Source organism: Pseudomonas sp. 14P_8.1_Bac3, assembly GCF_025466085.1.
Taxonomy (GTDB): Bacteria; Pseudomonadota; Gammaproteobacteria; order Pseudomonadales; family Pseudomonadaceae; genus Aquipseudomonas.
In genome coordinates, this window is the sequence record NZ_JANLOD010000049.1 from 235,918 (window position 1) to 261,209 (window position 25,292).

Annotated in this window: 19 protein-coding genes; 6 read left to right on the forward strand and 13 right to left on the reverse strand. The window is 62.4% G+C overall.

What is annotated here, in order from left to right:
* The first annotated feature begins 78 nt into the window (after positions 1-78).
* The 3 genes from NTD84_RS15385 (at position 79) to NTD84_RS15395 (ending at position 3,760) form a co-directional block, all read left to right on the forward strand.
* Positions 79-1,476 carry an MFS transporter gene (locus NTD84_RS15385; RefSeq protein WP_262166995.1) on the forward strand — a complete coding sequence of 466 codons (1,398 nt, stop codon included), beginning with the start codon at positions 79-81 and terminating at the stop codon, positions 1,474-1,476.
* Positions 1,473-2,747, forward strand: a complete 1,275-nt coding sequence (locus NTD84_RS15390; RefSeq protein WP_262166997.1) for a glucarate dehydratase family protein — start codon at positions 1,473-1,475, stop codon at positions 2,745-2,747. The genes NTD84_RS15385 and NTD84_RS15390 overlap by 4 nt, the downstream gene beginning before the upstream one ends.
* A gap of 512 nt (positions 2,748-3,259) precedes the next feature.
* Positions 3,260-3,760 (forward strand): hypothetical protein, encoded by a 501-nt coding sequence (locus tag NTD84_RS15395; protein WP_262166999.1) that lies wholly within the window; start codon positions 3,260-3,262, stop codon positions 3,758-3,760.
* Between the two features lie 95 nt (positions 3,761-3,855).
* Here the strand turns inward: NTD84_RS15395 and NTD84_RS15400 are convergent, their stop codons facing one another.
* The 13 genes from NTD84_RS15400 to NTD84_RS15460 all read right to left on the reverse strand — a co-directional run bounded on the left by NTD84_RS15400 (position 3,856) and on the right by NTD84_RS15460 (position 21,818).
* On the reverse strand, positions 3,856-4,503 hold the full coding sequence (locus tag NTD84_RS15400) for a helix-turn-helix domain-containing protein (protein WP_410017355.1): 648 nt from the start codon (positions 4,501-4,503) through the stop codon (positions 3,856-3,858).
* Positions 4,500-4,661 carry a hypothetical protein gene (locus tag NTD84_RS15405; RefSeq protein ID WP_262167001.1) on the reverse strand — a complete coding sequence of 54 codons (162 nt, stop codon included), beginning with the start codon at positions 4,659-4,661 and terminating at the stop codon, positions 4,500-4,502. The genes NTD84_RS15400 and NTD84_RS15405 overlap by 4 nt, the downstream gene beginning before the upstream one ends.
* A 276-nt stretch (positions 4,662-4,937) precedes the next feature.
* Positions 4,938-5,732: an ABC transporter ATP-binding protein gene (locus NTD84_RS15410; protein WP_262167004.1), complete on the reverse strand. Its 795-nt coding sequence runs from the start codon at positions 5,730-5,732 to the stop codon at positions 4,938-4,940.
* 13 nt (positions 5,733-5,745) lie between these two features.
* Positions 5,746-6,507, reverse strand: coding sequence for an ABC transporter permease (locus NTD84_RS15415; RefSeq protein WP_262167006.1), 762 nt, complete (start codon positions 6,505-6,507; stop codon positions 5,746-5,748).
* A gap of 9 nt (positions 6,508-6,516) precedes the next feature.
* On the reverse strand, positions 6,517-7,278 hold the full coding sequence (locus NTD84_RS15420; RefSeq protein WP_262167008.1) for an ABC transporter permease: 762 nt from the start codon (positions 7,276-7,278) through the stop codon (positions 6,517-6,519).
* A gap of 227 nt (positions 7,279-7,505) precedes the next feature.
* A complete protein-coding gene (locus NTD84_RS15425) occupies positions 7,506-9,968 on the reverse strand; it encodes a TonB-dependent receptor plug domain-containing protein (protein WP_262167010.1) in 2,463 nt (820 codons plus the stop codon).
* A 562-nt stretch (positions 9,969-10,530) separates the two neighbouring features.
* Positions 10,531-12,801: a TonB-dependent receptor gene (locus NTD84_RS15430; protein ID WP_262167011.1), complete on the reverse strand. Its 2,271-nt coding sequence runs from the start codon at positions 12,799-12,801 to the stop codon at positions 10,531-10,533.
* A 375-nt stretch (positions 12,802-13,176) separates the two neighbouring features.
* On the reverse strand, positions 13,177-14,235 hold the full coding sequence (locus tag NTD84_RS15435) for an ABC transporter substrate-binding protein (protein WP_262167013.1): 1,059 nt from the start codon (positions 14,233-14,235) through the stop codon (positions 13,177-13,179).
* Positions 14,236-14,271: 36 nt separating this feature from the next.
* Entirely contained in the window at positions 14,272-15,324 is a 1,053-nt protein-coding gene (locus NTD84_RS15440; RefSeq protein ID WP_262167016.1) for an ABC transporter substrate-binding protein, read from the reverse strand.
* A 20-nt stretch (positions 15,325-15,344) separates the two neighbouring features.
* Positions 15,345-16,505 (reverse strand): LLM class flavin-dependent oxidoreductase, encoded by a 1,161-nt coding sequence (locus NTD84_RS15445; protein WP_262167018.1) that lies wholly within the window; start codon positions 16,503-16,505, stop codon positions 15,345-15,347.
* Between the two features lie 288 nt (positions 16,506-16,793).
* A complete protein-coding gene (locus tag NTD84_RS15450) occupies positions 16,794-18,662 on the reverse strand; it encodes an ABC transporter ATP-binding protein (protein ID WP_262167020.1) in 1,869 nt (622 codons plus the stop codon).
* Positions 18,655-20,436, reverse strand: coding sequence for an ABC transporter ATP-binding protein (locus NTD84_RS15455; protein WP_262167022.1), 1,782 nt, complete (start codon positions 20,434-20,436; stop codon positions 18,655-18,657). Before NTD84_RS15455 ends, NTD84_RS15450 begins: the two co-directional genes overlap by 8 nt.
* Before the next feature lie 113 nt (positions 20,437-20,549).
* The gene (locus tag NTD84_RS15460; protein ID WP_262167024.1) at positions 20,550-21,818 is read right to left on the reverse strand and encodes an acyl-CoA dehydrogenase family protein; all 1,269 of its coding nucleotides are present in this window, start codon (positions 21,816-21,818) and stop codon (positions 20,550-20,552) included.
* Positions 21,819-22,202: 384 nt separating this feature from the next.
* Between NTD84_RS15460 and NTD84_RS15465 the strand changes: the two genes are divergently transcribed.
* From NTD84_RS15465 to NTD84_RS15475, 3 genes are all read left to right on the forward strand, one after another.
* Positions 22,203-23,258, forward strand: coding sequence for an ABC transporter substrate-binding protein (locus NTD84_RS15465; protein ID WP_262167027.1), 1,056 nt, complete (start codon positions 22,203-22,205; stop codon positions 23,256-23,258).
* Between the two features lie 15 nt (positions 23,259-23,273).
* Complete coding sequence (locus NTD84_RS15470; protein WP_207286626.1) at positions 23,274-24,005, forward strand: class II aldolase/adducin family protein; 732 nt, start codon at positions 23,274-23,276, stop codon at positions 24,003-24,005.
* Between the two features lie 83 nt (positions 24,006-24,088).
* On the forward strand, positions 24,089-25,288 hold the full coding sequence (locus NTD84_RS15475; protein ID WP_262167034.1) for an LLM class flavin-dependent oxidoreductase: 1,200 nt from the start codon (positions 24,089-24,091) through the stop codon (positions 25,286-25,288).
* Positions 25,289-25,292 lie beyond the last annotated feature (4 nt).

Here is a 25,292-nt window from a genome sequence, read left to right on the forward strand (position 1 = left end):
AAGTTAGATTAGACGGGATCAATGCCTGCGTCCATGATCGACCCGTCCCCTAAAAAAACAATGAACGGGAGTTGCCCCTTGAATACCCTCCAGAGTCCGCCGGACCCGACTGTGCTCGCCCGCGCAGCGGCCAAGGTGAAGCGCCATGTGCTGCCGCTGTTCGTGGTGATGTTCATCGTCAACTACATCGACCGGGTCAACATCGGTTTCGTGCGCAGCCACATGGAGACCGATCTGGGCATCGGTGCCGCCGCTTATGGCCTGGGTGCCGGGCTGTTTTTCGTCGGCTACGCGATTTTCGAAGTCCCGTCCAACATGCTGCTGCAACGCTACGGCGCCCGTGCCTGGCTGACGCGCATCATGTTCACCTGGGGCGCCGCGGCGATGGCCATGGCGTTCGTGCGCGGCGAAACCAGCTTCTATGTGCTGCGCTTTATTCTCGGTGCGGCCGAGGCCGGGTTCTTCCCGGGGATCATTTATTACTTCACCCAATGGCTGCCGTCGACCGAACGTGGCAAGGCCATGGCGATCTTCCTCAGTGGCTCGGCGATTGCCTCGGTGATCTCCGGGCCGGTGTCCGGTGCGTTGCTCAACGTCAGCGGTTTCAGCCTGCACGGCTGGCAGTGGATGTTCTTGATCGAAGGCTTCGCCTCGATCGTGCTCTGCGGGTTTGTCTGGTTCTGGTTGCAGTCTCATCCGCGCCAGGCGAACTGGCTGAGCGCTGAAGAAAAGGACGCACTGATCGGCGCCATCGCCCAGGAACAGCAGGCCCGTGAAGCCACGCAGACGGTCAAGCCGTCGATGTTCAAACTGCTGGCGGACCGGCAGATCGCGCTGTTCTGCTTCATCTATTTCTCGATTGCCCTGACCATCTACGGCGCCACGTTCTGGTTGCCGAGCATGATCAAGAAAATGGGCAACCTCGGCGACTTCCAGGTCGGCCTGTTCAACTCGATTCCGTGGATCATTTCCATCGTCGCGATGTATGGCTTCGCCGCGATGGCCAGCAAATGGAAACACCAGCAGGCCTGGGTCGCGCTGACCCTGGTGATTGCCGCGTTCGGCATGTTCATGTCCACCATCGGCGGGCCGATCTTCGCCTTCGTCGCCATCTGTTTTGCCGCGATCGGTTTCAAGGCGGCCTCGGCGCTGTTCTGGCCGATTCCCCAAGGTTATCTGGACGCACGCATCGCTGCTGCGGTGATCGCCTTGATCAACTCCATCGGCAACCTCGGTGGGTTTGTCGCGCCGACAGCGTTTGGTTTCCTCGAGCAGGAAACCGGCTCCATCGAAGGCGGCCTCTACGGCCTGGCGGCCACTTCGCTGGTGGCGGCCGTGGTGATCTTCTTTGCCCGTACCGCACCGCGGGGCGATGCGCGCCGGGTGTTGAGCACTAAACCTGCCGCCACCAAGTCGCCGCCAAACGCTTTAAGTCACCCCGCTTTGAAACCTGATCCAAAGGGAGCTGCCTCTTGAAAATCAAACGAGTCACCGTCACCCCCATCGCTTTCCGTGATCCGCCGCTGCTCAATGCCAGCGGGATCCACGAGCCGTTCGCGCTGCGTTCGATCATCGAAATCGAAAGCGACACGGGCTATATCGGTCTGGGTGAAAGTTACGGTGATGCACCGGCGTTGGCGATCCAGCAGCAGCTGCAAGCGCAACTGATTGGCCTCGATCCGTTCAACCTCAATGAACTACGCCGCATCGTGCAAGCCACCGTGGCCGCGAACAAACCGGTGAGTCTGGCCGGGGCTGAACTGGCGCCGGGTTCTCATGCGAGCAAAGCGGTGAGCAACGCGTATTCGGCGTTCGAAGTGGCGTTCCTCGATTTGCAGGCGCACTCCTTGAATGTGCCGTTGGTGGACCTGCTGGGCGGGGCGATTCGTGACGAGATTCCGTTCAGTGCCTACCTGTTTTTCAAGTACGCCCAGCACGTCGATTCGCCGTACAAGCCGGACAATTGGGGCGAGGCGCTGAACGAAGAGCAGATCGTCGCCCAGGCGCGGCGGATGATCGAGGCGTACGGGTTCAAGAGCATCAAGCTCAAGGCCGGTACGCTGCCGCCGGAGCACGAAGTGTCGTGCATCAAGGCGCTGAAAAAAGCCTTTCCGGGGTATCCGCTGCGCATCGACCCGAACGGCAACTGGTCCCTGGAAACCTCGATTCGCATGGCCGAATTGCTTGGCGATGACTTGCAGTATTACGAAGATCCGACCCCGGGTCTTGAAGGGATGGCCGCGCTGCACAAACGCACCGGGCTGCCGCTCGCGACCAATATGGTGGTCACCGATTTTGACGAGTTCCGTCGCAGCGTGGCGTTGAACAGCGTGCAGATCGTCCTCGCCGATCACCATTACTGGGGCGGCCTGCGCGATACCCAGGCACTGGCGAAAATGTGCGACACCTTTGGTCTTGGCGTGTCGATGCATTCCAACTCGCACCTGGGCATCAGCCTGATGGCGATGGCGCACGTGGCCGCCGCGGTGCCCAATCTGGATTACGCCTGCGACACCCATTACCCGTGGCAGGAACCGGATGAAGAAGTGATCAAGGGTGGCAAGCTGCCGATCGTTGACGGCTGCGTGAAAATCACCCGCGCAGCGGGGCTGGGCCTGGAGCTGGATCACGATCAGTTGGGCAAGCTGCACGACCAATACCTGACCTGCGGCATCCGCCAGCGCGATGATGTGAAACAGATGCAGCGCTACAAGCCGGACTGGAAAGCCGTCAAACCACGTTTCTGAAACCCGCACGCCCTGTAGGAGCCAGCTTGCTGGCGATGGCCGTGAACGATAACGCTGAAAACCAGACACCCCGCGGCGCACTTGGGTTTTTCGCGAGCAAGCTCGCTCCTACAGGATTTCGCACACGACGCAGAACTCTGTAGGAGCGAGCACGCTCGCGATGGTCGTCAACGATGACGCGGGAAGCCAGACACCCCGCGGCGCTCTCGGGTTGTACGCCGCCGAACCCGCGCAAAAAAATCAACACGGTTTAGATCGATTATTTCTTTGGGTTATTTGCATAGACACGCAGCGCATATCCATAGCCCACAAAAACACACTCGGGCAGTGCACCTGTTCGTGATAACGGTTGCTTGATCGTTATGACAGCGAGCACCGTGCCAGGCACCACACTCCCACGGCTGCAACATCCGTTTCTGCTGTTCTACCCCCGTCTTGCCGCCCATCCCCCAATCCTTAGAATCGCCTCCATCAGCTTCGTCCAACTATTCAATCCTTCGGGGAACAACACCATGATGAACGCCATGCAGATGCAAATGCCGATGAACACCAACATGCCGATGATGGGCATGCCGATGATGATGGCGACCATGACCTGCGACATGATGGACGACGGCATGATGTGCAAGATGATGCCGGCTGCCGGCATGGACATGGCCATGTTCAAGAACAGCGCTGAAATGATGCAGATGATGATGAACTGCGGCATGCCGATGATGATGCATTGCGGCAACATGAGCATGATGTGCATGTCCCAGGCGAGCATGGCCATGCCGATGATGAACATGATGATGCCCATGCCGATGATGGGCATGCCGATGCCGTCGATGAAGTGCGTGATGGAATGCACCCTGATGGACGATTGCATGATATGCAAAATCATGCCGATGGCCGGCATGAACATGGACATGATGAAAAACTGCTGCGCCCTGATGATGAAGATGATGAACGATTGCAGCATGCCGATGATGATGAGCTGCAACGGCATGCCGCTGATGTGCTGCACCTGCTGATCCTTCGCGACAGCCATTAAAAAGCCCGGCCAATGCAGATTGGCCGGGCTTTTTGTTAAATGAAATCTGTGCGCGTCCTGCTCGCTCCTACGGGATCAATCCAGCCGCTCCGGATACGTCACCACCAGATACGCCACCGCCTCACTGTCCGCCGGGTTGCGATAGCGGTGGGGCTGGTCGGCGTAAAACAGAATCGAATCGCCCGTGGACAGCAGATAGCGTTCGTCATTGACGCTGATTTCCAGCACGCCCTGGGACACCACCAGGTTCTCCTGAACGCCGGGGCCATGACCCTCGGAAACGTCCTCGCCCAACGGGCTTAAACGCAATTCGTAAAATTCCGATTGGCGCGCCACATCGAACGGGAACAGCGCGCGGCTGACAAAGGCGCCGTTGCCGCTGACCAGCCGTTTGCTCTGACTCACCGATAACACCGCCACACCTTCAAATGCCCGATGTTCAAGAAACGCGGCCACCGAGACCTTCAAGCCTTTGGCAATTTTGCACAGCACTTTGATGGACGGAACGCTGCGGCCGGATTCGATCTGCGCAAGCATCGCCCGGCTCACACCGCATTGCCGTGCCAGGGCGTCGAGGGACAGATGACGCTTGGCGCGCAAGCGCTGCAGATTCTGCGCGACCCGCTCGCAGATAGGGTCTTCTTCCAGTGATTCCAGCTGATTCAGATCCAGTACGGGTTCATCGGCGCTCGCCAGAAAGCGCGAGGGTTCGTTGCCGCTCACGCGTGACGGGTCTCGGTCGAGTGCGCGGCCTGAACCCATTGAAAGGCCTGGAGACCGGCGTTGCGCGCGTACATTTCCCACATGGCCCGCGCTCGTTGCTGAGCCTGTTTGCGTTTGCGATAAGCGACGAAATCAATGAGGTTGGCAGTCGGGTTCATAAGGCACTTCACTGTCGTGATGAATGACGGGATAGGTTGAGAGTACGCGGATATTTTTATAACCATAAATATTTATTATGTATTTATTAATTCTTATTGGTTATTAGAGGTTTTGTTCGTGGCGTGACGCCGTCAACGATAACGCGGGAAGCCAGACACCACGCGGCGCGCTCGGGTTTTTCGCGAGCATGCTCGCTCCTACAGGGGGCTGCGTGGTTGGCAAGCCAGCGCTTGCTGCGGAAATTGTATTGGTCGTCGATGCAAAATCAGCGGCGTTCAATGGCCCACCAACTCCTCCAGCAACTGCTCTTTGTACCCCTGCAACACCGTTGACGCCCGATCCCGTGGATGCGGCAAGTCGACGACGATTTCATGCTTGATCCGCCCCGGATGGGCGTCCATCACGATCACCCGGTCGCCCAGGTACAGCGCTTCTTCGATGTCGTGGGTCACCATGATCACCGTGCAACGCTGCTGCACCCAGATGCGTTGCAACTCGTGTTGCAGGCGCACCCGGGTCAGGGCATCGAGGGCGCCGAGGGGTTCGTCGAGCAGCAGCACTTTCGGTTTGTTGATCAGTGCACGGGCAATTGCCGCCCGTTGCGCCATGCCGCCGGATAACTGGTGCGGATACGCATTTTCAAACCCTTCCAGGTTGACCAGCGCAATGTGCTCGGCCACCAGCCGATCCTTTTCCGCTTGGGACAAGGGATGGTTTTTCAACGCCAGGCCAATGTTCTTGCTCAGGGTCATCCAGGGAAACAGCCGATGGTCCTGGAACACGATCCCGCGCTCCAGGCTGGTGGCGACCACCCGTTTGCCGTCCAGCAGGATGTCGCCTTCATAGTCGGCTTCGAGCCCGACGATCAGGCGCAGCAGCGTCGATTTCCCGCAACCGCTGGCGCCGACGATGCTGACGAATTCGCCGGGACGCACGCTCAGGTTGATCTGCTGCAGCACCGGCAAAGGCTGGCCCTCGATCCGATAGGCCTTGCTCAGATCGCGAATCTCCAGTGCACCAGTCTGTAATGAGGGGCTGTGCAGCACAGCGTGTTGGGCAATTGCATTCATGATTTTCGGCCTTTCAACGGATGTTGCGCCAGCGCAGCAGATGGCGGCTTAAAAGAGAGAACAGCAGGGTCATCAGGTAGCCGCAGAGGCCGATGCACAGCACGCTGAGGACGATGACCTCCATGCGTGAGCCGGCCTCGGCGTTCATCATCAGGTTACCCAGGCCGGCGCCGGAGGACAGGAACAGCTCGCTGCCCACCGCGGTGACCCAGGCGAACGCCAGGGCATGCAGCACGCCGGTGGCAATGCTCGGCAGCGCCGCGGGCAGCAGCACATATCGAAACCGTTGCCAGCGACTCAGTACCAGCACTTGGCCGACTTCACGATAACGCTGCTCGACATGGCTGAAGCCCTGATAGGTGTTGAGGACCATCGGGTAAAACGCCGCGAGGCTGACGATCAGCACCTTGGAAAACTCACCATTGCCGAACCACATGGCGATCAGCGGAATCCAGCCAAGCATCGGCACCTGGCGGATCGAGTGGAACAGCGGCCCGATCAAGCGATTGGCCACTGCGGACAGCGCCATCAGCACCCCCAGTACCACGCCAAAGACAATGCCCAGCGCCAGGCCGGTGCTGGTGCGCGCCAGGCTAGCGAGCAGGTTCACCAGCAACTCGCCGTTGGCCAGCAGTTCGAGCAGCGCCGCACCGATCGTCGACAGCGGCACAAACGCATACGCCCCGGCGGCGTCCTGGCGCGACAGGTATTCCCAACCCGCGATCAGCAACAGCGGCAGCAGCAGGCCGCGGGACTTGGCAAGCAATCGAGACATCGTCGGCTCCTAGCGGGTTTGCCAGCGGAACAGGCGCTGTTCCAGTTGGCGAAAGGTGAAGTCCAGGGCGAAACCGATCAGGCCGGTGACGACGATCCCGACCATCACCACATCGATGCGCAACATCTGTCGACTCATCTCGATCATCTGGCCGAGGCCGCTGTCGGCCGCGAGCAATTCGGTGGCCACCAGCACCACCCAGGCGCGGGTCAGGCTGATGCGAAAACCGGTGATGATCGGCGGCGCGGCGGCGGGCAGGGCGATCTCGCGGACGAAGGTCGGCCAGCGCAGGCGATACACGTCAGCGACTTCGAAGTAGCTGCGCGGGATGGCCTTGACGCCTTCGCTGGCGGCCAGGGCCACCGGAAAGAACGCGGTCTTGGCGACGATGATGATCTTGAAGGTTTCATCGATGCCGAACAGCAGCACGAACATCGGGATCAGCGCGATGCTGGGAATCTGGCGCAGGGTGTGGAACAGCGGCGAGCAGTAGATCTCGACGTTTTTCGACAGTGCCATCAACACACCGAACGCCAGCCCGCACAGCGAACCGATGCCGAAGCCCAGGCCGAGGCGTGACAGGCTGTTGAGCAGGTGGTCGAGCAGCTCGCCACTGGCCGACAGCTCCTCGAAGGTCTGCCACACCTGCGCCGGCGGCACGAGCAGGTTGCGCGGAAAAATCCCGGCCTCGGCCACCACCGCCCACAGCAGCAACAGGGCGATGGGGGAGATGAGCCAGGTCAGGGAAAACAACAGACGTCGGGTGCGCATGGCGGGTCTTATTTCGGCGAAGTACCGGAGGGGTATCGCAAGAGGTGTGCCAGCGTCAGGGGATCCTGGTGTTGCCGCCGACGCCATCGCCGGCAAGCCAGCTTCTACAGGGACGGCGCATGACCTGTAGGCGCTGGCTTGCCAGCGATGACGCCAGTGAAAACACCGTTGATTGATGCTATGCCAACACCGTTTGCTGCCCCAGCAACACCCCACCAGCAGCCTCGTCAGAACTCGTAACTGACACTGGTGTAATAAAACGCCCCCTGGGCTCCTTCGGGACTGGTGATCGAATACTTCGGCACGCCATACAGCTGCGCGCCGTCGGCCTTGTCCGGATGGGTATCGAACAGGTTGATCGCACCCACCGAGACCTTCAGCGCCTTGTCGAAGGTGTACGACAAGTCCAGGTCGGTGACCCATTGCGGGCTGTAGGTCTGGTCCAGGGTCGGGTTGGTGGCGTTGAGGCTTTTCCACTCGCCATAACGGCGCTGAGCCACGGTCACACCCCAGTTCTCATACAGCCAGTTGGCGCTGAGAACCAGTTTGGTTTCAGGCGTGCCGTCCTCGATCAGGCCCTGGGTAGTGCGCCCGACAATCTGCGAACCGCGGATGTTGCCGACATCCCGCAGCGCGGTGATTTTCGTGTTGTTCTGGCTCACGCCGCTGCTCAGGTTCAGGCGGCCCCACTGCTGCAGATCGAACTGATAGTTGCCGGTCAGTTCGATCCCGTCGGTGCGGGTGTCGGCAACGTTGGTGTAGAACGCCGCGCTCTGGATGTTCGCGTACGGCGTACCGGCGAAGATCGGCGAGACCACCGCCGCCGGCAACTGGTCGGAAAGGGTGATGCGGTTGTCGATGTTGATCCGGTAGGCGTCCAGCGTCACTGACGCATTGGCCAGCGGTCGCCAGACCAGGCCGAGGGAGTAGCTGGTGGACTCTTCCGGTTTCAGCGACTTGCCGCCGAGCAACGCTGCTTCCGGGCTGTCGGCGCGCAATGTGCGTTGTTGCACCTCGGCGTAATTGCCACTGCCCGGCGGCTGCTCGACCACCTGCACGCTGAACGAGGACAAACCGCTTTGCACCAGGGACGGCGCGCGATAACCGGTGCTGGCCGTGGCCCGCGCAGCGATCTGCGGCGTGAAGTCATAACGCAGGGAGAGCTTGCCGTTGGTGGTGTCGCCGAAGTCCGAATAGTGCTCGGTGCGCACCGCGATGCCGGCCTGGAATTTCTCGGTGATCTGACCTTCGGCGTCGATGTACGCCCCCAGCACGTTGCGATCCAGGGAGGCCGCATCGACCTGGGTGATGCCCGAGTAGTAACCCGGGATGCGCCGGCCGGTGACCGGGTCGACGGTGTTGAACAACGGACCGTTCTGCCAGCCGGCCGCTTCGCCCGCGCTCAGTTCGTAGTTCTCCTGGCGCCAGGCCAGGCCGGCGGAGAGCGTCAGCGGCTTGAACAGCAGGTCGGTGGGGAAGTCCCGTACCCAGTCCAGGGTGACGTTGGTCTGATCGGCCTCACGTTCCCCGGTGTAGATTTTTTCCGGGCTGGTGGCGCCCCAGCTCGGGTTGATCGCGTTACGGTCGGTGGACTTCAGGGTGTTGTTGCCATGGTTCACGGCGAGGTCGAATTTGCCCAGCAGGTCGTCTTCGTAACGCAGGCCTCCAGTCAGTGCGTAGTCTTCCAGCGAATAGCGGGTGATTGGCAGGCGCCCGTCCGGGAAGCGCCGCAGGGCGGTGCTGCTGTAGTTGTTGCGCAGCGTGGTCGGCGGGTCGAAGAAGCCTTCGGCGTCGGTGTTCTTGTGGGAGTAGGTGGCGAAGCCATAGGCGGTCAAGCCTTCGCCTATCCCGACTTCGCTGTTGGCGGCGAAGTTGTATTGGTCCGAGACATTGCCCGAGCCCCAGCGCCAGGTGCGATAGCGGTTGTTCTGTTCGCGCGGGGTGTTGATGCTGGTGGACCCGGGGTAAAAGATCCGGTTGTCGGGGTTGGTGTCGCTGGCCGGGTCCTGGCTGCCGGCGTCGAAACTCAGGGTCAGGAAGCCGTCGTTGGGCAGGGCAAAACCTTTCCAGCCGCTGAGTTTGCGCGAAATGCCGTCGCCTTTGTCGTAGCCGCCGAAGCGGTAGCCGAGGTTGCCGCCGTCGTCCTTTTCCTTGAGCACGATGTTGATCACCCCGGCGATGGCGTCGGAGCCGTACTGGGCGGCGGCGCCGTCGCGGAGGATTTCCACGCGCTGGATCGAGCTCAAGGGAATCAGGCTCAGGTCGACCGCCGCCGCGCCCCGGCCGTTGACCAGGCTCTGGCGGGTGACATTGGCGCTGGTGTGACGGCGTTTGCCGTTGACCAGCACCAGCACCTGATCGGAAGCCAGGCCGCGCAGCGAGGCGCCTTGGGCGATGGAACCGGCGAAGGCGCCCTGAGGTGCTTGCGGATAGCTGAACGACGGCGACAGTGCGGTCAACGCGCCGGACAGGTCGCCGGCGCCGGTCTGTTGCAGCTGCTCGCCCGACAGCACATCGACCGGCGCGGCGCTTTCCAGGGCCGTGACATCACTGCGCCGGGTGCCGACCACGACCACGGTGTCGAGGTGATCGCTCTTGGCGGCAGGTTGAGTGTCGGCAGCTTCGACAGGCATGGCAAGGCTGCCAACGACCAGCGCGATGGCGCCGGCCAAAGGAGTGCGATGAAACATGAATAGATTCCTTCCAAAAAAGTACGCCGGCCTGGTGATGGCTTCCCAAGCGGCAACGCATGACTTGAGGGCCCCATCGCCAGCAAGCCGGCTCCTACAGGGTGAGCGGTGTTGCTGAAGCTGGGTGCGCCACATCCTTGTAGGCGCCGGCTTGCTGGCGATGGCGTCCCGACCGGCGACGCATGACTTAAGGGCCCCATCGCCAGCAAGCCAGCTCCTACAGGGGTGAGCGGTGTTGCTGAAGCTGGGTGCGCCACATCCTTGTAGGCGCCGGCTCGCTGGCGATGGCGTCCCGACTGGCGACGCATGACTCGGGGGCCTCATCGCTGGCAAGCCAGCTCCTACAGGGGTGAGCGGTGTTGCTGAAGCTGGGTGCGCCACATCCTTGTAGGAGCCGGCTCGCTGGCGATGGCGTCCCGACTGGCGACGCATGACTTAAGGGCCCCATCGCCAGCAAGCCGGCTCCTACAGGGGTGAGCGGTGTTGCTGAAGCTGGGTGCGCTACATTCTTGTAGGAGCCGGCTTGCTGGCGATGAGGCCCTCGAGCCACGCGCAATCCGGATCAGAAGCGGCTGGTCACGCTCAGGCCAACCGTGCGCGGGTCGCCGTAGGTGATGACGTATTGACCCAGGGTGCCGTTCGGCCGGCCATGGACCTGGTAGCGACGGTCGGTGACGTTGTTGACGAAACCGGTGACGCTGAGTTTTTCATCCGGGCTGTACCAGGTCAGGCGGCTGTTGGCCAGGGTGTAGTGGGACTGGCTGAGCGTCTTGTCGGCGCTGCTCTGGCGATCCGCGAGGAAATATTCCTTGTCGCGGAAACTCACGTCACCACCGGCCACCAGCTTGCCGCCGATTTCCAGCGGGAAGGTGTAGTCGGCACCGAGCGACACCACGTTGCGCGGCGAGCGCACGAAGCTGTTGCCGCTGTAGTCACCGGTCACGACGCCGGTGTTCGGGTTGGTGTTCTTGAAGTCGGTGTATTCGGTATCAAGGAACGACACCGCCGCCCGCAAGTGCAGGTAATCGGTCGGCTGGCCTTCGAGCTCCAGCTCGGCACCCTTGACCGTACCCTTGGCGCCGTTGGTCAGCGCGGTGGTCAGTACGCCATTGTTGACCGTCAGCAGGTTCACCTGAATGTCCGAATAGTCGTAGTAGAAGATATTCGCGTTGGCGGTCAGGCGATGGTTGAACCACTCCGACTTGAGGCCGATTTCGTAGGCGTCGAGCTGTTCCGGGTCGACCGTGGTCAGCTGCGCAAGGCTGGTGGACAAACCGGTGTTGAAGCCACCGGAACGGAAACCGTGGGCGTAGCGAAAGAACACCCGCACGTTGTCGTTGATCCGGTATTCCGGCGTCAGGTCGTAGGTCCAGGCTTCCCAGGTCTTGTTTTCATCACGACTGCCGTTGGTGCCGACGCCACCCAGCGGCACCAGCGGACCGTTGGCCGTGGTGCGGGTCAGTTGGGTCAGGTCGAGGTCGATGTCTTTCTTTTCCTGGGTCCAGCGCAGGCCGCCGGTGACGCTGAAGTTGTCGGTGAAGTCGTAGGTCAGGTTGCCGAACAACGCATAACTGTCGGTGGTGTGATCGAAGCCCAGATCACGGTAATCGGTGGCACCACCGGTCTGGTTCGAGCCGGTGCCGTTGGGCGTCGGCCCAGGCGTGATGATGCGCTGGGCCGAGCTGTCGAGGTCCTCGTGGAAGTAATGCGCGCCCACCAGCCAGCGCAGGGACTCCTGCTGTGGCGAGGCCAGGCGCAGTTCCTGGGAATACTGGGTGTACTTGTTGTCGGAAATCGCCGCGCCGTTCACTTCGTAAGGTGTGTAGTCGGCATCACTGGTGGATTGGCCGCGGATGTAGTCATAGGCGCTGATCGAGGTCAGGGTGTAATCGCCCAGATGCCAGTTCAGGGTCAGCGAGGTGCCGTCGTGATTGAGCTTGGAATCTTCATTGACGTTGATCGCGATGTCGCGCCCGCTCGGCCGTTGATAGCCGACGTTGTAATAGCGGCCTTCGGTCAGCGAGCCGTTGCTGCCGTCGCCTTTGAATTCACGACTGTGAATCTTCAACAACGCATCCAGGTCCGGGTTCACCTGGGCGAGGAATTGCAGGCGCACGGCTTTCTTGTTGACGTCGCCGTAGGTGTTGTCGTCGACGAGGTTCTTCTGGAAGCCGTCCCGTTCTTCGGAATACAGCGACACCCGCGCCGCGAGTTTTTCATCCACCAGCGCGCCGCCGAGGGCACCGCTGACAATCCGTTCGTTCTTGCTGCCAAAGCCGATGGTGCCGAACCCGTCGGTGTCGAAGGTCGGCTTCCTGGAGATGATGTTCACCGCACCGGCGGTGGTGTTCTTGCCGTAAAGAGTGCCCTGCGGACCGCGCAGAATCTCGACCCGCTCCAGGTCGAACAACGGCCCGCCACCGGCAATCGGTGCGTTCAGATAAACGTCATCGGCGTAGATCCCCACCGGGAATACCGTGGCCGCGCCGGTGTCACCGGTGCCCAGGCCACGAATGTACCAACGCGGTCGTCCATCGCCGTCGGGGTTTTTCGCCGCGACGTTGGGAACGAAAGTCGTCAGGTCGCCGATGTAGCGCACGCCGTCCGCCACCAGGTTGGTGCCCTGTATCGCCGACACCGCGACCGGAACGTCTTGCAGCGTTTCTTCCCGGTGTTGAGCGGTGACGGTGACGGTCTTGAGTGAAGGCTCCGTGGTGGTCTTGTTGCTGTCGGCTTCCGTGGCTTCTGCGGCCAGTAACCCCTCGCTGACGCCGCCCCCGGCAAGCAGCAAGCTGAGCCAGATACTCTTGGTGATTGGATTAAGTTTATGCATGTGAATCTCCCCCGTTAAAGTTTTGCTAAGAGGGCTAGAGCAGAGATCGTGCCAAGTGTTTTTAATGGTTCTTTAGTTTTATTAAAGTATTGTTTTGTATAGGTTTTATTGTTGATTAAAGTTGCAGGTTCAGGCGTTTTTTAATAGGTGCGTTAGTTGGATCCAGTATGGCGCTAAGAGCCTGTCATGGATTCAGCAGAAAGTTGCTTGGCGGGTGTTGCTGGAGCAGCAGCGGTGGGGCGGGGATGTGTTGCTGGGCACGCAATGTGTAGGCCTTGCGCAGGCTATCGCCAGCAAGCCGGCTCCTGCAGGGGTGACGCAAAACCTGTGGGAGCCGGCTTGCCGGCGATTGCGGTCTTACAAACGACGAATGACTCAAACCGCCAATCGCGACGTCGAACCAATCACCGTCTCCAGCGCGCTGAAATCGATCCACTCGCGCACATCGAACCGTCGTGGAATGAAATCCCAGCGATGCAGGAAATCGGTGAAATCCTGCAGCGCCTCGATCGAACGTGCATCCAGGGTCGTGCGCAAACGCCGATGCGCATCTTCGCCGTACGCCGCGGCCACCCAGTACTCGCTGGTGTTCAATTCCCGCGCCAGAAAGCGCCGGGTTTCATCCGGATTGGCCCACGCCCATTGTTCGGTGCGCAACACGGTATCGACGATTTTCACGCTGGCGTCGAAATGCTCGTGCAGCAGATGGGTGTCCACGGTCAGCGTGCGTGGCGTGCCGTTGTTCGAGCGAATCAGCGGGTCCGGGTGCGAGCCGGTATCGACCACCACGTGCAAACCGAATTCGTTCGCCAGGTGGACCGCATGGGCACCCTTGAGGAAGATCGCGTCGATGTCGCCGCGCAACAGGCCGATCAGTTCGTTGTTGCGTTTGCTGAAGCGCGAAACACCCAGGCTGACTTCCGAGCCGAAGACGTGCTGCTTCTGATCGTCGCTGTAGGTGCCGCCATAGGGATAGTCCACCAGCTCGACATCGGACACTTCCAGGCCTTCGAGCTTGAGGGCGTTTTCCAGGCCGCGCAGGGCCTGGGCGCGGGTGAAGTCGATTTGCACGTTGGCCCATTTCGGCACGCCGAAACGACGGTTTTTCAGGTCGCGAATGCTCTTCACACCGCTTTCCGCGGTGGTCAGGATCAACTGCACCTCATCGCTCCACGACAACCCCAGCACCCGGGTTTTCACGCCGCTGGCGTAGGCCCAGATCGCCGGAATGTTGCCGCCATGGCGCACCGAATTTTTCAGGTGATGGTCGTAGTGGGCTTCGCGAACCTCTCGCTCACTGGATTCGCGCAAGGACTGAATGTTGGTGCCGAACGGCAGGAAGGCTTCCGCCAGGCGCCCGGACTGCACGGCGATGCCAAGCCCGGTGGGCACCGGGCTGTGGGTGTACCAAAGCGTATCGAGTGGTTTGCTCATAAGGGTCTTCAGTTCGAATCCATGAAACCTGGCGGGTTAGCCTGCCAGTGCGGTGGGTGCTTCGAGCAACGCTTGCAGCGGCCTTGGATCAATCCAGTCGCGCACATCGAAGCTGTTCGGGATGAAGCGCCAGCGATGCAGGAAGTGCGTGAAATCCTGCAAGGCGTTGATGGCTTGCTCGTCGAGTTCGGTGCGCAGGCGCAGGTGCGCGTCATCGCCGTACGCGGCACTGACCCAGTATTCGCTGCTGTTGGTTTCCCGGGCCAGGTAGCGTCGGGTTTCTTCCGGGTGGATGTGCGCCCATTGTTCGGCGCGCAGCACGGAATCGAGGATGCCGGTGGCGACGTCGAAATGCTGGTCCAGCAGGTTCAGGTCCACTGCCAGGGTGCGCGGGGTGCCGTTGTTGCTGCGAATCAGCGGGTCGGGGTGCGAGCCGGTATCGATCACCGTGTGCAGACCAAATTCATGGGCCTGGCGGGCCGCGCTGGCGCCCTTGAGGAAAATCGCATCGACCTCGCCGCGCAGCAGGCCGACCAGTTCCAGGTTGCGACCCTCTACCCGCTGAGCGCTGACCGGCGTGCCGTTCACGGTCTGCACCTGCGGGTCGCTGAACGTACCGTCGTAACGGAAGTTGACCAGCTGCACGTCGCCGACTTGCAGGCCCTCCAGCTTGAGCGCGTTTTCCAGGCCGCGCAGGGCCTGGGCGCGAGTGAAGTCGATCTGCGCCCCGGCCCAGTCCGGCAGGCCAAAACGCCGGCCTTTGAGATCTTTGACGGTTTTGATGCCGCTGTCGGCGCGGGTCAGGATCAGTTGCACTTCATCAGCCCAGGACAGGCCGATCACACGGGTTTCCCGACCCTGTGCGCGCGCCCAGATCGCCGGGATGTTGCCGCCGTGGCGCACGGAATTACGCAAGGTGTGATCGAAATGCGATTCACGCACGGCTTTGTCAGCGGACTCGCGCAGCGACTGAACCTCGGTACCGAGGGCGCCGACGGTGTCTTGCAGCCAGCCTTTCTGCACGGCGATGCCAAGCCCGGTCGGGACCGGACAGCGGGTGTACCAGAGAGTGTCGAGTGGTTGTGTCATGGATGATTCTCCCGCAGCGTTCAGGCGCTGGCCTTCAAGTGAGTGGCAGGGGTGGCGACCGCGCGTTGATGCACCAGCGGCAGCACTTCCTGGCCGATGCGCAAGGCTTCTTCCAGGTGCGGATTGCCGGCGAGGATGAACGTCGAGAACCCGGCGTCGCGGTATTCCGACAGGCGTTCGGCGATGTTCTGGTGGCTGCCCACCAGGCCCACGGTCGGCCCCGGTTTGGCCTTGGCGAAACCGGCCCACAGGTTCGGGCCGATGATCAGGTCGTCGAAGCGATCGACGTTCTGGTGGTAGGCCGTCTGCCGCGCGCCGCCGACCGAATCGGAGCCGCTGGTAAAGCCTTTGGCGACCACGCTGCTTTTGCCGTCGAGCTTGTCGAACTGGCGACGCAGATCTTTCCACGCCTGCTCTTCGGTTTCCCGGGCGAACAGGTCGACGCGCAAGCCGAAACGCACGCTGCGGCCTTGCTTGTCCGCCAGTTCGCGGACCCGCTCGATGTGCGGCTTGAGCTTGTCGATCGGTTCGGCCCAGTTGAGGTAAACGTCGGCGTGCCTGGCGGCGACCTCCAGCGCAGCGTCGGAGAATCCGGAGAAATACACCCCGGGTTTGCGCTCGTTGTGCAGGCCGTGGGGCAGGGCGCCATTCTCCAGTTGGTAGATATCGCCGTCGTAGGAGAAGCGCTCGTTCTCCCAGAGGCCCTGGATGATGTCGAGGAATTCGCCAGTGCGCTTGTAGCGCAGGTCGTGTTCGAGGAAATCACCGTTGGCGCGCTGACTGGCCGGGTTGCCACCGGTGATGATGTTCCACTCCAGGCGGCCGCGGCTGAGGTTCTGCAAGATCGCCGCCTGCTGGGCGGCGTAGGCCGGCAGGGTCCAGGTGGCCTGGAACGCGATCAGGAATTTGATCCGCCGGGTTTCCCGGGCCAGCGCCGCGGCGGCGATCCACGGCTCAGGGCCGGTGGGCAACAGGGCGCCTTCGAACCCGGCCAGTTCCGCGGCCTTCGCGACCTGGGCGATGTAGTCGATGTAAGTGAAGTCGTCCGGTTCACCGTTGGGCAAACGCCCTGGCGCGATGTTGCCGGGACGGTAGTGCGGGTTACCGCGGTTGTGCTTGTCCGTGGTCAATTGCGGACCGTCGGTACCCAGCGGCAGGCGCCAGAAAAATTCAGTGCTCATGGGATGCTCCTGATTCAAGTACGCGTTGCGTCGCGCAAATGCGTGGACGCCTTGTCAGGGTGGTTGCAACGGACATGCCATGGTCAGCGAGTCGGGTTTCGGCCCGTGGCGGCGGGTGTTTGCCTGGGATGGTTGAGCAATCAGCGGGTAGAGCTGCTTCTGGAGCAGCAGTCCGTCAGCAGTGGTTGTTCGGGGTGCAGCAGGTGGTTTTGCGCTGTTATGCCGATCGTCTTCGCCAGCAAGTCGGCGCCTAGGTAGGAGCCGGCTTGCTGGCAATGGCGGTCTCACTCACGCCGGGGCGGTGGCGACGATATCGTCTATCGACGCCCCTGCTTCGGCACTGCGCAGGTAGGTCTGGTACAGCGCCGCATACGCGCCGCCCTGATCGATCAACTGCCTGTGCGGCCCTTGCTCGACCAAACGCCCTTGGCGAATCACCGCAATGCGGTCGGCATCGCGGATGGTCGCCAGACGGTGGGCAATGATGATTGCAGTGCGGCCCTCGCAGAGTCGGCGAAACGCGCGCTGAATGCGCCGCTCGGTGTGGATGTCGACGGCCGAGGTGGCCTCGTCCAGCACCAGCACCGCCGGATCCGCGAGGTAGGCGCGGACCAGGCACACCAGCTGCCGCTGGCCATGGCTCAAGTGTGCCCCCAGCGGCCCGACTTCGGTGTGGTACTGATGCGGCAGGCGCTCCAGCACTTCGTCGGCACCGAGCTCGCGGGCCGCGGCGATCAGGCGGGCATCGTCGGCCTCCGGCGCGGCGAGGCGCAGGTTGTCGAGGATGCTGCCGCTGAACAGCACATTGTCCTGCAACACCACGCCGACGTTACGTCGCAGTTCCTGCTGGGTGAGGTCGCGGACATCAATACCGTCGAGTTTCACCGCCCCCGATTGCGCTTCATAAAAACGCGTCAGCAACTGCACCAGGGTGCTCTTGCCGTGACCGGAGGGGCCGACAATCGCCAGCACCTCACCGGCCGGAATGTGCAGGTCCAGGTCATTGATCACCGGTGCGGACTGACCGGCATCGTAGGCAAAGCGCACCTGCTCAAAACTGACTTCGCCGCGGGCCTTGCCAACCCGCAGAGGCGCAGCGCTGTCAGTGATTTCCGGGCGCGTATCGAGCAGCAGGAAGATCCGCTGCGCCGAGGCCGAACCGGTGGCGTAGCGCTCGAACAGGTCGGAAAGCTCCTGCAAGGGCCCGAGGAACAGGAACACATAAAACAGGCTCTCGGCGATCTGGCCTACGGTCACGTCCGCCTGCGCCAGCCCATAGGCGCCCACCAGCAACAGCAGCGCCATGCCGGCGGAACTGAGCAGCGCGGTGAAGGGCGCAAACCAGCTGGAGCGCAGGCTGCCGCGAATCAATGCCTGATTGAAATCATCCAGCAGGCCGCGGTAGCGCTGCAGGTTGGGTGCCTGTCGCGAACATTGCTGCAACATGCGCGCACCGCTGACACTCTCGACCAGGTGGGCGGTGAAGCGGCTGCGGTTCTCGGCGACCTTGGCCCAGTTGCGCTGCGAGATACGCTTGAAACTCCAGGTCGCCAGCACCAGCAACGGCACCGTTGCGGCGAGGCTGAGGAAGAAGCGCGGGTCGATCCGCCACAGCATCACCGCGGCCAGCCCGCAGCGCAGCAGCGCGCCCAGCAGTTCCGGTGGGCCCTGGATCAACAGCGGTTCCAGCGCATCGACATCGCGGTCGGCGCGGGAAATGATGCGCCCGGCCTTGGTCCGGTCGAAGTAGCTGACGCTCAGGCTCTGAACGTGGGCAAATACCCGCACGCGCAAGTCATTGAGCACGCGGATGGCGGCGCTACCGGCGACGAACTGCGAGACGCCGGCAAGGAGGAATCGCCCGAGCCAGCTGGCCGCCAGGCCGAGGCCGAGCCACAGCACCAGACGCTCGTCGAGCAGCCAGTGATCGTCCTGCCGGATCAATCCGCGGTCGAGCAACTCGCGCACGAACCACGGGCGCAGGAACACCGTGCACACCAGCAGCAGCTCAATGCCGATGACGCCGACAATGTGCCCGCGAATCGGTTTCAGCAGCGGTAGCAGGCGGCTGAACATGCTACGGTCCAGGGCCTTTTTGGCGAGCATCTCTTCAATTTCTATATCGCTCAGGGCCTTGCCGGCGATTGGGTTAGCCATGATCGATCCCTAGCAGGTCGCGGTAGTCCGGGTGGGTGTTCAGCAGTTCCGTGTGAGTGCCGTTGGCGACGATGTTGCCGTCCTGCAGCATCAGCACGCGGTCCGCCAGGAGGATGGTCGAGAGCTTGCTGGAGATCACCAGCAACGTGGTGGCGCGGCCTTGGTCGCGGCGCAGTTGGCGGATGTTGTTCAGCACCTGGCGTTCGCTGATCGCATCCAGGGCGCTGGTGGCGTCGTCCAGGCAGAGGATGTCCGGTGCGCCGAGCAGGGCGCGGGCCAGGCTCAGACGCTGGCGCTGGCCGCCGGACAGCGTGACACCGCGATCGCCCAGCGGCGTGGCCAGGCCTTGTGGCAAGCGTTCCAGCACATCTTCCGCGGCGGCCAGGCGCAGACCGTTGCGCAATTGCTGATCGCTGGCGCCGGGGTGGGTCAGGCGCAGGTTGGCGGCGAGGGTGTCGGAAAACAGGAAGCTTTCCTGCGGCACCACGTGGACCCGCCGTCGCAGCTCGTCGAGGTCCAGCTGGCGGATGTCCTGCCAGCCGGCGCTGTCCGAACCGATCAGCAGGCGACCGGCACTGATGTCGGTCAGGCGTGGCAACAAGCTGGCCAACAGGCTTTTGCCGGTGCCGGTGGCGCCCACCAGCGCAACGATTTCGCCCGGCTGCAAGGTCAGCGAACAGTCGTGCAGAATGTCCAGGCCGCCGCCAGGGGCGCTGACGTTGACGTGTTCCAGTTTCAGCCCCAACGGTGTGTCGGGCAGGGTGGCGCTGCCGCTGCGGATGGCGGCCGGCTCGTCCAGCAGTTGCCAGATGCGCCCGGCGCTGGAGCGTGCGTCGGCGAAGGTCTGCATGACCCGGCCAATGCCTTCGATGCGGAACACCAGAGTGGTGGCGATCAGCAGTGAGGTCACCAGCTCGCCGATGCCCAACTGCGCGGTGGCCACCAGGTGCGCGCCGTAGACCAGGATCCACACATGGCCGAGGGCGACGACGGCTTGCGGTAACGGAATCCGCGAACTCGAATAGGCGAGGGCCTGGCGGGCGTGCTCGGCGAACACCGCCACTTGCCCGGCGAAACGCTGGATGCGGCTGTGCTCCAGGCCAAACGATTTGATCACCCGAACCCCGCCGATGCCTTCGCTGAGGTCCTGATTGACCCGGTCGTAGGCCTCGCCGACGGCGCGGTCGAGGCTGACCAGGTGTTCGGTCTGGCGCACGAAAATCCACAGGCCGAACACTGTCAGTAGCAGCGGCACCAGGCCCAGCAGCGGGTTGTACCAGCTCAACAGGCCGACCGTGGCCAGCACCACCAACGGCGTTTCCACCACCTGACGCCAGAAGCTGATCAGGGCGTCGCGCACCTTGTCGGCATCGCGGGTGGTGCGGGTGATCATTTCACCCATCCCGTGTTGCCAGTGATAACCCAGGTGCAGGTTCTGCACCTGTTGCAGGATGCGCTCGCGCAGGCGCGTCAGCAGTTCCTGGCTGAGCACCAGCGACAACACGCTGGCGGCGTATTGCAACACGCCGCGACCCAGGGCCACGGCGAGCATCAGCCACAGCCAGTACCAGCCGAGGCTGGCGTCGAGACTGCCATCGGCCTGGCGAACCACCGCACGACCGGCGCTGACGTCGTTGACCGCGTGGCCGATCAACCACTGCTGCCAGACCAGCCCGAGGTTCACCGCGATATACAACGCCGCCACCAGGGCGAAGCGCCAGGGCATCTCCCGGTAAATCGCCAGGCTGCGCAAGAGGGGGTGTTTTTCGCTCATGAAAAAACTCTGTGAAGGTGCCAGCCCAAACCCGCGCCGGCGAAGATTTTTGTGTTTATCCAGGCATGCGCCGTTCCTGCAGGCGCCGGCTTGCCGGCGATGAGGCCCTTGAATCAACGTGCGGGACTGGTCGCCCCCTGTTTTTCCTTGGCATTGAGGATGGCGGTGTATTCACCCGGATCGACGCCGTTCAGGTAGTAATTGCCGACATGGTGCAGACGCCAGCGGATCGGGTCGTGGGTGGTGTGGACCCGGGCGTTGCGCCAGAAGCGATCAAGGTTCCATTTGCTCAGCGAAGAGCTGGCCCCGAGCAGGGAGAAGATATCGCTGGAGATCTTCAGCGACGCCGCATCGGAATGCGCGCGGGCAGTGGCCACCGACAGAATCAGTTCGTCTTGCAATGCCTTGTTGTCCGGGTCCAGTTCATGCTGGTCGAACACCCGCGCCGCATCTCGCAGCAACGATTGCGCCCCGCGCAAGGCCACGGCGTATTCGCCGATCTGCTTGATGATGTGCGGCTCCTGATTGGCCTGCTCGACACCGCTTTCCACCCACGGGCGGGCGTTGTGATTGAGGTACTCCACCGCGGCCAGCAGCGCACCTTCGGCGATGCCGGTGTCGATGGCGGCGTGGAGAATCTGCGGGAAGGTCAGGCCCGTGCGTTTCATCGGCCCTTTGCGTTGCGAGACGAAACCTTCGTCGAGTTCGATGTTGTCGAAAATCACCGTGCCGCTGACCGAGTTTTTCTGGCCGAACGCCTCCCAGTCATCCACCAGGGTCAGGCCCGGCGTGTGGCGATTGAGCAGCACACCGGCGCCGCCGTCATCGCTGGCCGCGGTCAGGGAAATCCATTCGGCCAGGTAAGAACCGGTGGAGTAGAACTTGCTGCCATTGAGGATCAGCTTGCCATCGGCGCGGCGCTCGACGCGGGTCTTGAGGGCGAACTTGTTCTTGCCACCGACCTCCGCCAGGGCATTGCCGAAACGCTTGCCAGCGAGGACATCGCGGATCAGCCGGTCGCGGATCTCGTCGGCGTAGCCGGTAAAAATCCCCCGCAGCATGACGTTATGGATTTGCAGCAGCTGACCGACGCCGCCGTCGGCAATCGAAATGAGGCGCACGGTTTCGACGATGGTTTCCACCGATGCGCCGAGCCCACCAAACGCCTTCGGTACGCCAATGGCGGTCAAGCCGCTTTCGGATAGTAGCTGCGCCTGCCGCCGTGGCAGTTGGCCGTTCTGACTGGCGTCGGCGGCGATTTCGGCGATTTCCAGCGCAATCTCCTTCGCCACGGCGATGGCCTGCGCTTCGCTGTCCAGCAGCCGAATCGGCGCCTGCTCGGCATTCAATTGCCCGACGGGCGTGTGCTCAACCTTGCTCATTGCTGTACCTCTGATAATTGATCTGTTTATCCCTGAGAACCCGCGCACCCCCCTGTAGGAGCCAGCTTGCTGGCGATGGCGTCCTCAAGGTCTACGCGAGGCTCAGGCGCGTTGAGAGGCCTTGAGCAAGTTCTGCGCCAATGGCTGCAAAGCCCGCCCGCCGCGGGGTTGCAGGGGAGGGGTGTTGCTGGGGAAGCAGTGCTGCGGGGGCGACTGCTCGATCAGCAGCAGTCGCCGCGCAATGCTGCTGGCAGGTCAGCAATCGAATGCCCTCGGTGATCGGCGCATCGCCGCAAAGCCCGGTAAACCGGGCGTTTCCGTTCTTGGCACGGGCGCTGCAATAGCCCTGGCAACAGTCACTTTGCCCAACCCTCGGAGCTGCCCATGACGCTTGCTGCCAAACTTTCCCCACCCGCTGCCCCGGCCGAACTGGAGCAGATCTGGTTCACCCGTTGCCCGGTGCCGACCGCTTCCGGCATCGCTTACAAACTCGGCTGGCTCAGCGAAGAATTCGCCGCCGACGGGCTGCCGGTGTCGACGTTGCAGGAGGCCCGTCAACTGGGCCGTCACCATTACGATCACGAACTGCCGGGGCTGTTTCGCGAAGGCGGTAACGTACCGGCCCTGGCGGCGCGTGCGGCCGGCGCCCCGAGTCGGTTGATCGGCCTGACCTGGATCGAAGAATGGCAGACCATCCTGGTTCGCCCGGACTCCGGCATTCGTCGCCCGGAAGACCTCAAGGGCAAACGCCTGGCGCTGCCGGCCTGGGGCGAAACCCGCCCGGGCAGCATCGCCCGTGCCATGAGCCTGCACGGCTATAAAGGCGCGCTGAGCCTGGCGGGTCTGGGCTTCGATGACGTCCAACTGGTGGAAGTCGCGCTGCAGGATCAGGATCAGGCGGCGAATCCCCAGGAAGGCCTGCAACGTCTGTGGTCCGGCCTCGATTACCTGGTGCGCGGTGAAGTGGATGCGGTCTACGTCAAAGGCGCGTCTGCCGCCGATGCAGCACGACGTCTCGGGCTGGTGGTGGGTATCGACCTCGACCTGATCGCCGAACCGCGCTACCGCATCAACAACGGTACACCGCGTCCGATTACCGTCCACCAAAGCTTGCTGGACAACCATTTCGACCTGGTGGTGCGCTTCCTTGCGCAAACCCTCGCCGCCGCTGACTGGGCCGCCGGCAACCGCGACGCGCTGAACGCGATCCTTGAAGAAGAAACCCGCGCCGGCAGTGCTGGCGTCGCCGAGGCCTATCGCGGTGAATTCCACACCACGCTGGCGCCGGACCTGTCGACCCAGCGTCTGGAGTTTCTCGATACCCAGAAAAATTTCCTGTACCTGCACGGCTTCCTGGAACGCGATTTTTCCATCGCCGACTGGGTCGATCCGCGCCCATTGCAAGCCGCCCATGAACTGTTGGCCAAGCGCCGCGCCTGAATCCGGAGAATTGCCATGACCGTCCTCATCAACGAACAACTGATCAGCGAAGAATTGAAGAACTTCATCGACAAGGTGCTGATCGAGGCTGAAGAAGCCTTCACCGTGTTCCGTGAAACCAACACCATCACCGCCAACGGCACCGTGGGGTTCATCGAGCGCGTTCCGGGCCAGGAACTGCTGGTGTCGGTGAACTACGGTGGCCCGTGGAATTACCGCAAGCCGCTGCAGGCCACGGTCACCGATTTTGAAGGCAAGGTGATTTACGGCAAGGGCAAGGGCGGGTTGGGGCGCTACACCAAACTGTTCCAGCAGCACGCCGATGTCACCACTGTGTCCCACGTGCACTCGCCGTACCTCGGTGCCTGGGCGCAAACCCATCGCACGTTGCCGTTCCATTACGTGCCGGTGCAGCGTTATCAGCTCGCCCGGGAGTTGCCGGTGTACATCGACCGTCGTCAGCCGGAAGTTGATTTCATCCTCGACAAGATCGCTGAGAACCCCTTTAACCTGGCGATCCTGGAGGCCAACGGGGGTTCCACGGTGTGGGGCAAGCAGGGCCTGCGCGCCACCGCCGAATTCATCCTGCTGCTGGAAGAGGGCGCGCAACTGCAACTGCTCGCCGACGCCCTCGGCGGCTCCCGCGCCTATGGTCCCGGTGTGCTGACTCAGCAATGGAAAATGAGTGGCCTCTACGACAAGGCCACCGAGCTGGGCCTGGTGCCGGCGATTGATCGGCGCAGTTAAACCTTGCCATCACGAAACCACCGTAGGTGCTGGCCTGCCGGCGATGGCGGCCGAACGGTCGGCACATAACCAAGGAACACACCATGGCAGTCAAGATTCTCTGGTACCTCACCACCCCCGACGGGCCTTATCCGTGGGAGCCCGAGGGCCGCTGGGCAACTGATTTCGAACATTTGAAACAAATCGCCGTGGCCAGTGACCGTCTCGGTTACTACGGTTCGCTGCTGGGCTCCAGCCCCAACGAAAGCCTGGCCGTCTCGGCCGCCTTGATCGATGCCACGAAACGTTTGCGCTTCCTGGTGGCGCAACATCCCGGCGAACTGTCGCCTGCCGTGTTGGCCAAATGGGCGCTGACCTTCGATCAATTCTCCAACGGCCGCCTGCTGTTCAACGTGGTCAACGGCAACGACGCTGGCCTGGCGACCCTCGGCGTGCATTATCCGCACGACGAACGCTACGACTTCAGCCTCGAATACTGGCGCGCCTTCCAGGGTTTCTACGCCGGCGACACCTCGGGCTTTGACGGTCAATACGTCAAGCTCGCCCCGCGTTCACCGGGCGCCGCCCGCCATCCATTGGGCGGCTGGCACCCACCGAAGCAAAAGCCCGGCATTCCTTTGTGGGGCGCGGGCACTTCGGGGCCGGGCGTGGCGCACTCGGTGCAGTTGCTCGACGTCTACCTGAGCTTCGCCAACACCCCGCCGAAACTCGGCGAAAAATTCCGCAAGGTCGCCGCCGAAGCCGCGAAAATCGGCCGTGAACTGACCTTCGGCACCCGCCTGCAAATCATCGTTCGCGAAACCGAAGAAGAAGCGTGGGCCCACGCCGAAAAACTCCTGCAACGCACTTCGCTACAGACTGCGCGAACCGCCATCGAACGCCAATTGCCTGCCGGCCAGACCCTGGAAAGCTTCCACAGCGACGACCCGCAGATCCAGCGCAATGTCGACGCCATTCGCGCCGGCCACTTGCCCAAGGCTCGCGACCTGGAGATCTACCCGAACGTCTGGCTCGGCCCGAGCCTGTTCGGTTTCAACATCCTCGGCCCGGCGGCCGGCACGTACCTGGTGGGCAGCGCCGAGCAGGTCGCCGAGCGCATTCGTGAGTATGAAGCGCAAGGCACGTCGGCGTTCATTCTGTCCGGCTTCCCGCTGATCGATGAAGCGCACCGCGTGGCGGATCTGCTGTTCCCGCTGCTGGAACTCGATCACGGCTTCGAGGTGCCGAGGCTGGGCGTCGGCACGCCGGTCCCGCCACGTGTCGCGACGGTCGAGCCAGCCTGAGGAG

What these genes read in the sequence shown, in the direction of transcription:
- NTD84_RS15470 (WP_207286626.1), top strand. Translation starts at nt 23,274, where the DNA reads ATGACCGTCCTCATCAACGAACAACTGATCAGCGAAGAATTGAAGAAC.
- NTD84_RS15435 (WP_262167013.1), bottom strand. Translation starts at nt 14,235, where the DNA reads ATGAGCAAACCACTCGATACGCTTTGGTACACCCACAGCCCGGTGCCC.
- NTD84_RS15455 (WP_262167022.1), bottom strand. Translation starts at nt 20,436, where the DNA reads ATGAGCGAAAAACACCCCCTCTTGCGCAGCCTGGCGATTTACCGGGAG.
- NTD84_RS15410 (WP_262167004.1), bottom strand. Translation starts at nt 5,732, where the DNA reads ATGAATGCAATTGCCCAACACGCTGTGCTGCACAGCCCCTCATTACAG.
- NTD84_RS15440 (WP_262167016.1), bottom strand. Translation starts at nt 15,324, where the DNA reads ATGACACAACCACTCGACACTCTCTGGTACACCCGCTGTCCGGTCCCG.
- NTD84_RS15445 (WP_262167018.1), bottom strand. Translation starts at nt 16,505, where the DNA reads ATGAGCACTGAATTTTTCTGGCGCCTGCCGCTGGGTACCGACGGTCCG.
- NTD84_RS15450 (WP_262167020.1), bottom strand. Translation starts at nt 18,662, where the DNA reads ATGGCTAACCCAATCGCCGGCAAGGCCCTGAGCGATATAGAAATTGAA.
- NTD84_RS15475 (WP_262167034.1), top strand. Translation starts at nt 24,089, where the DNA reads ATGGCAGTCAAGATTCTCTGGTACCTCACCACCCCCGACGGGCCTTAT.
- NTD84_RS15395 (WP_262166999.1), top strand. Translation starts at nt 3,260, where the DNA reads ATGATGAACGCCATGCAGATGCAAATGCCGATGAACACCAACATGCCG.
- NTD84_RS15420 (WP_262167008.1), bottom strand. Translation starts at nt 7,278, where the DNA reads ATGCGCACCCGACGTCTGTTGTTTTCCCTGACCTGGCTCATCTCCCCC.
- NTD84_RS15460 (WP_262167024.1), bottom strand. Translation starts at nt 21,818, where the DNA reads ATGAGCAAGGTTGAGCACACGCCCGTCGGGCAATTGAATGCCGAGCAG.
- NTD84_RS15415 (WP_262167006.1), bottom strand. Translation starts at nt 6,507, where the DNA reads ATGTCTCGATTGCTTGCCAAGTCCCGCGGCCTGCTGCTGCCGCTGTTG.
- NTD84_RS15465 (WP_262167027.1), top strand. Translation starts at nt 22,203, where the DNA reads ATGACGCTTGCTGCCAAACTTTCCCCACCCGCTGCCCCGGCCGAACTG.
- NTD84_RS15425 (WP_262167010.1), bottom strand. Translation starts at nt 9,968, where the DNA reads ATGTTTCATCGCACTCCTTTGGCCGGCGCCATCGCGCTGGTCGTTGGC.
- NTD84_RS15430 (WP_262167011.1), bottom strand. Translation starts at nt 12,801, where the DNA reads ATGCATAAACTTAATCCAATCACCAAGAGTATCTGGCTCAGCTTGCTG.
- NTD84_RS15405 (WP_262167001.1), bottom strand. Translation starts at nt 4,661, where the DNA reads ATGAACCCGACTGCCAACCTCATTGATTTCGTCGCTTATCGCAAACGC.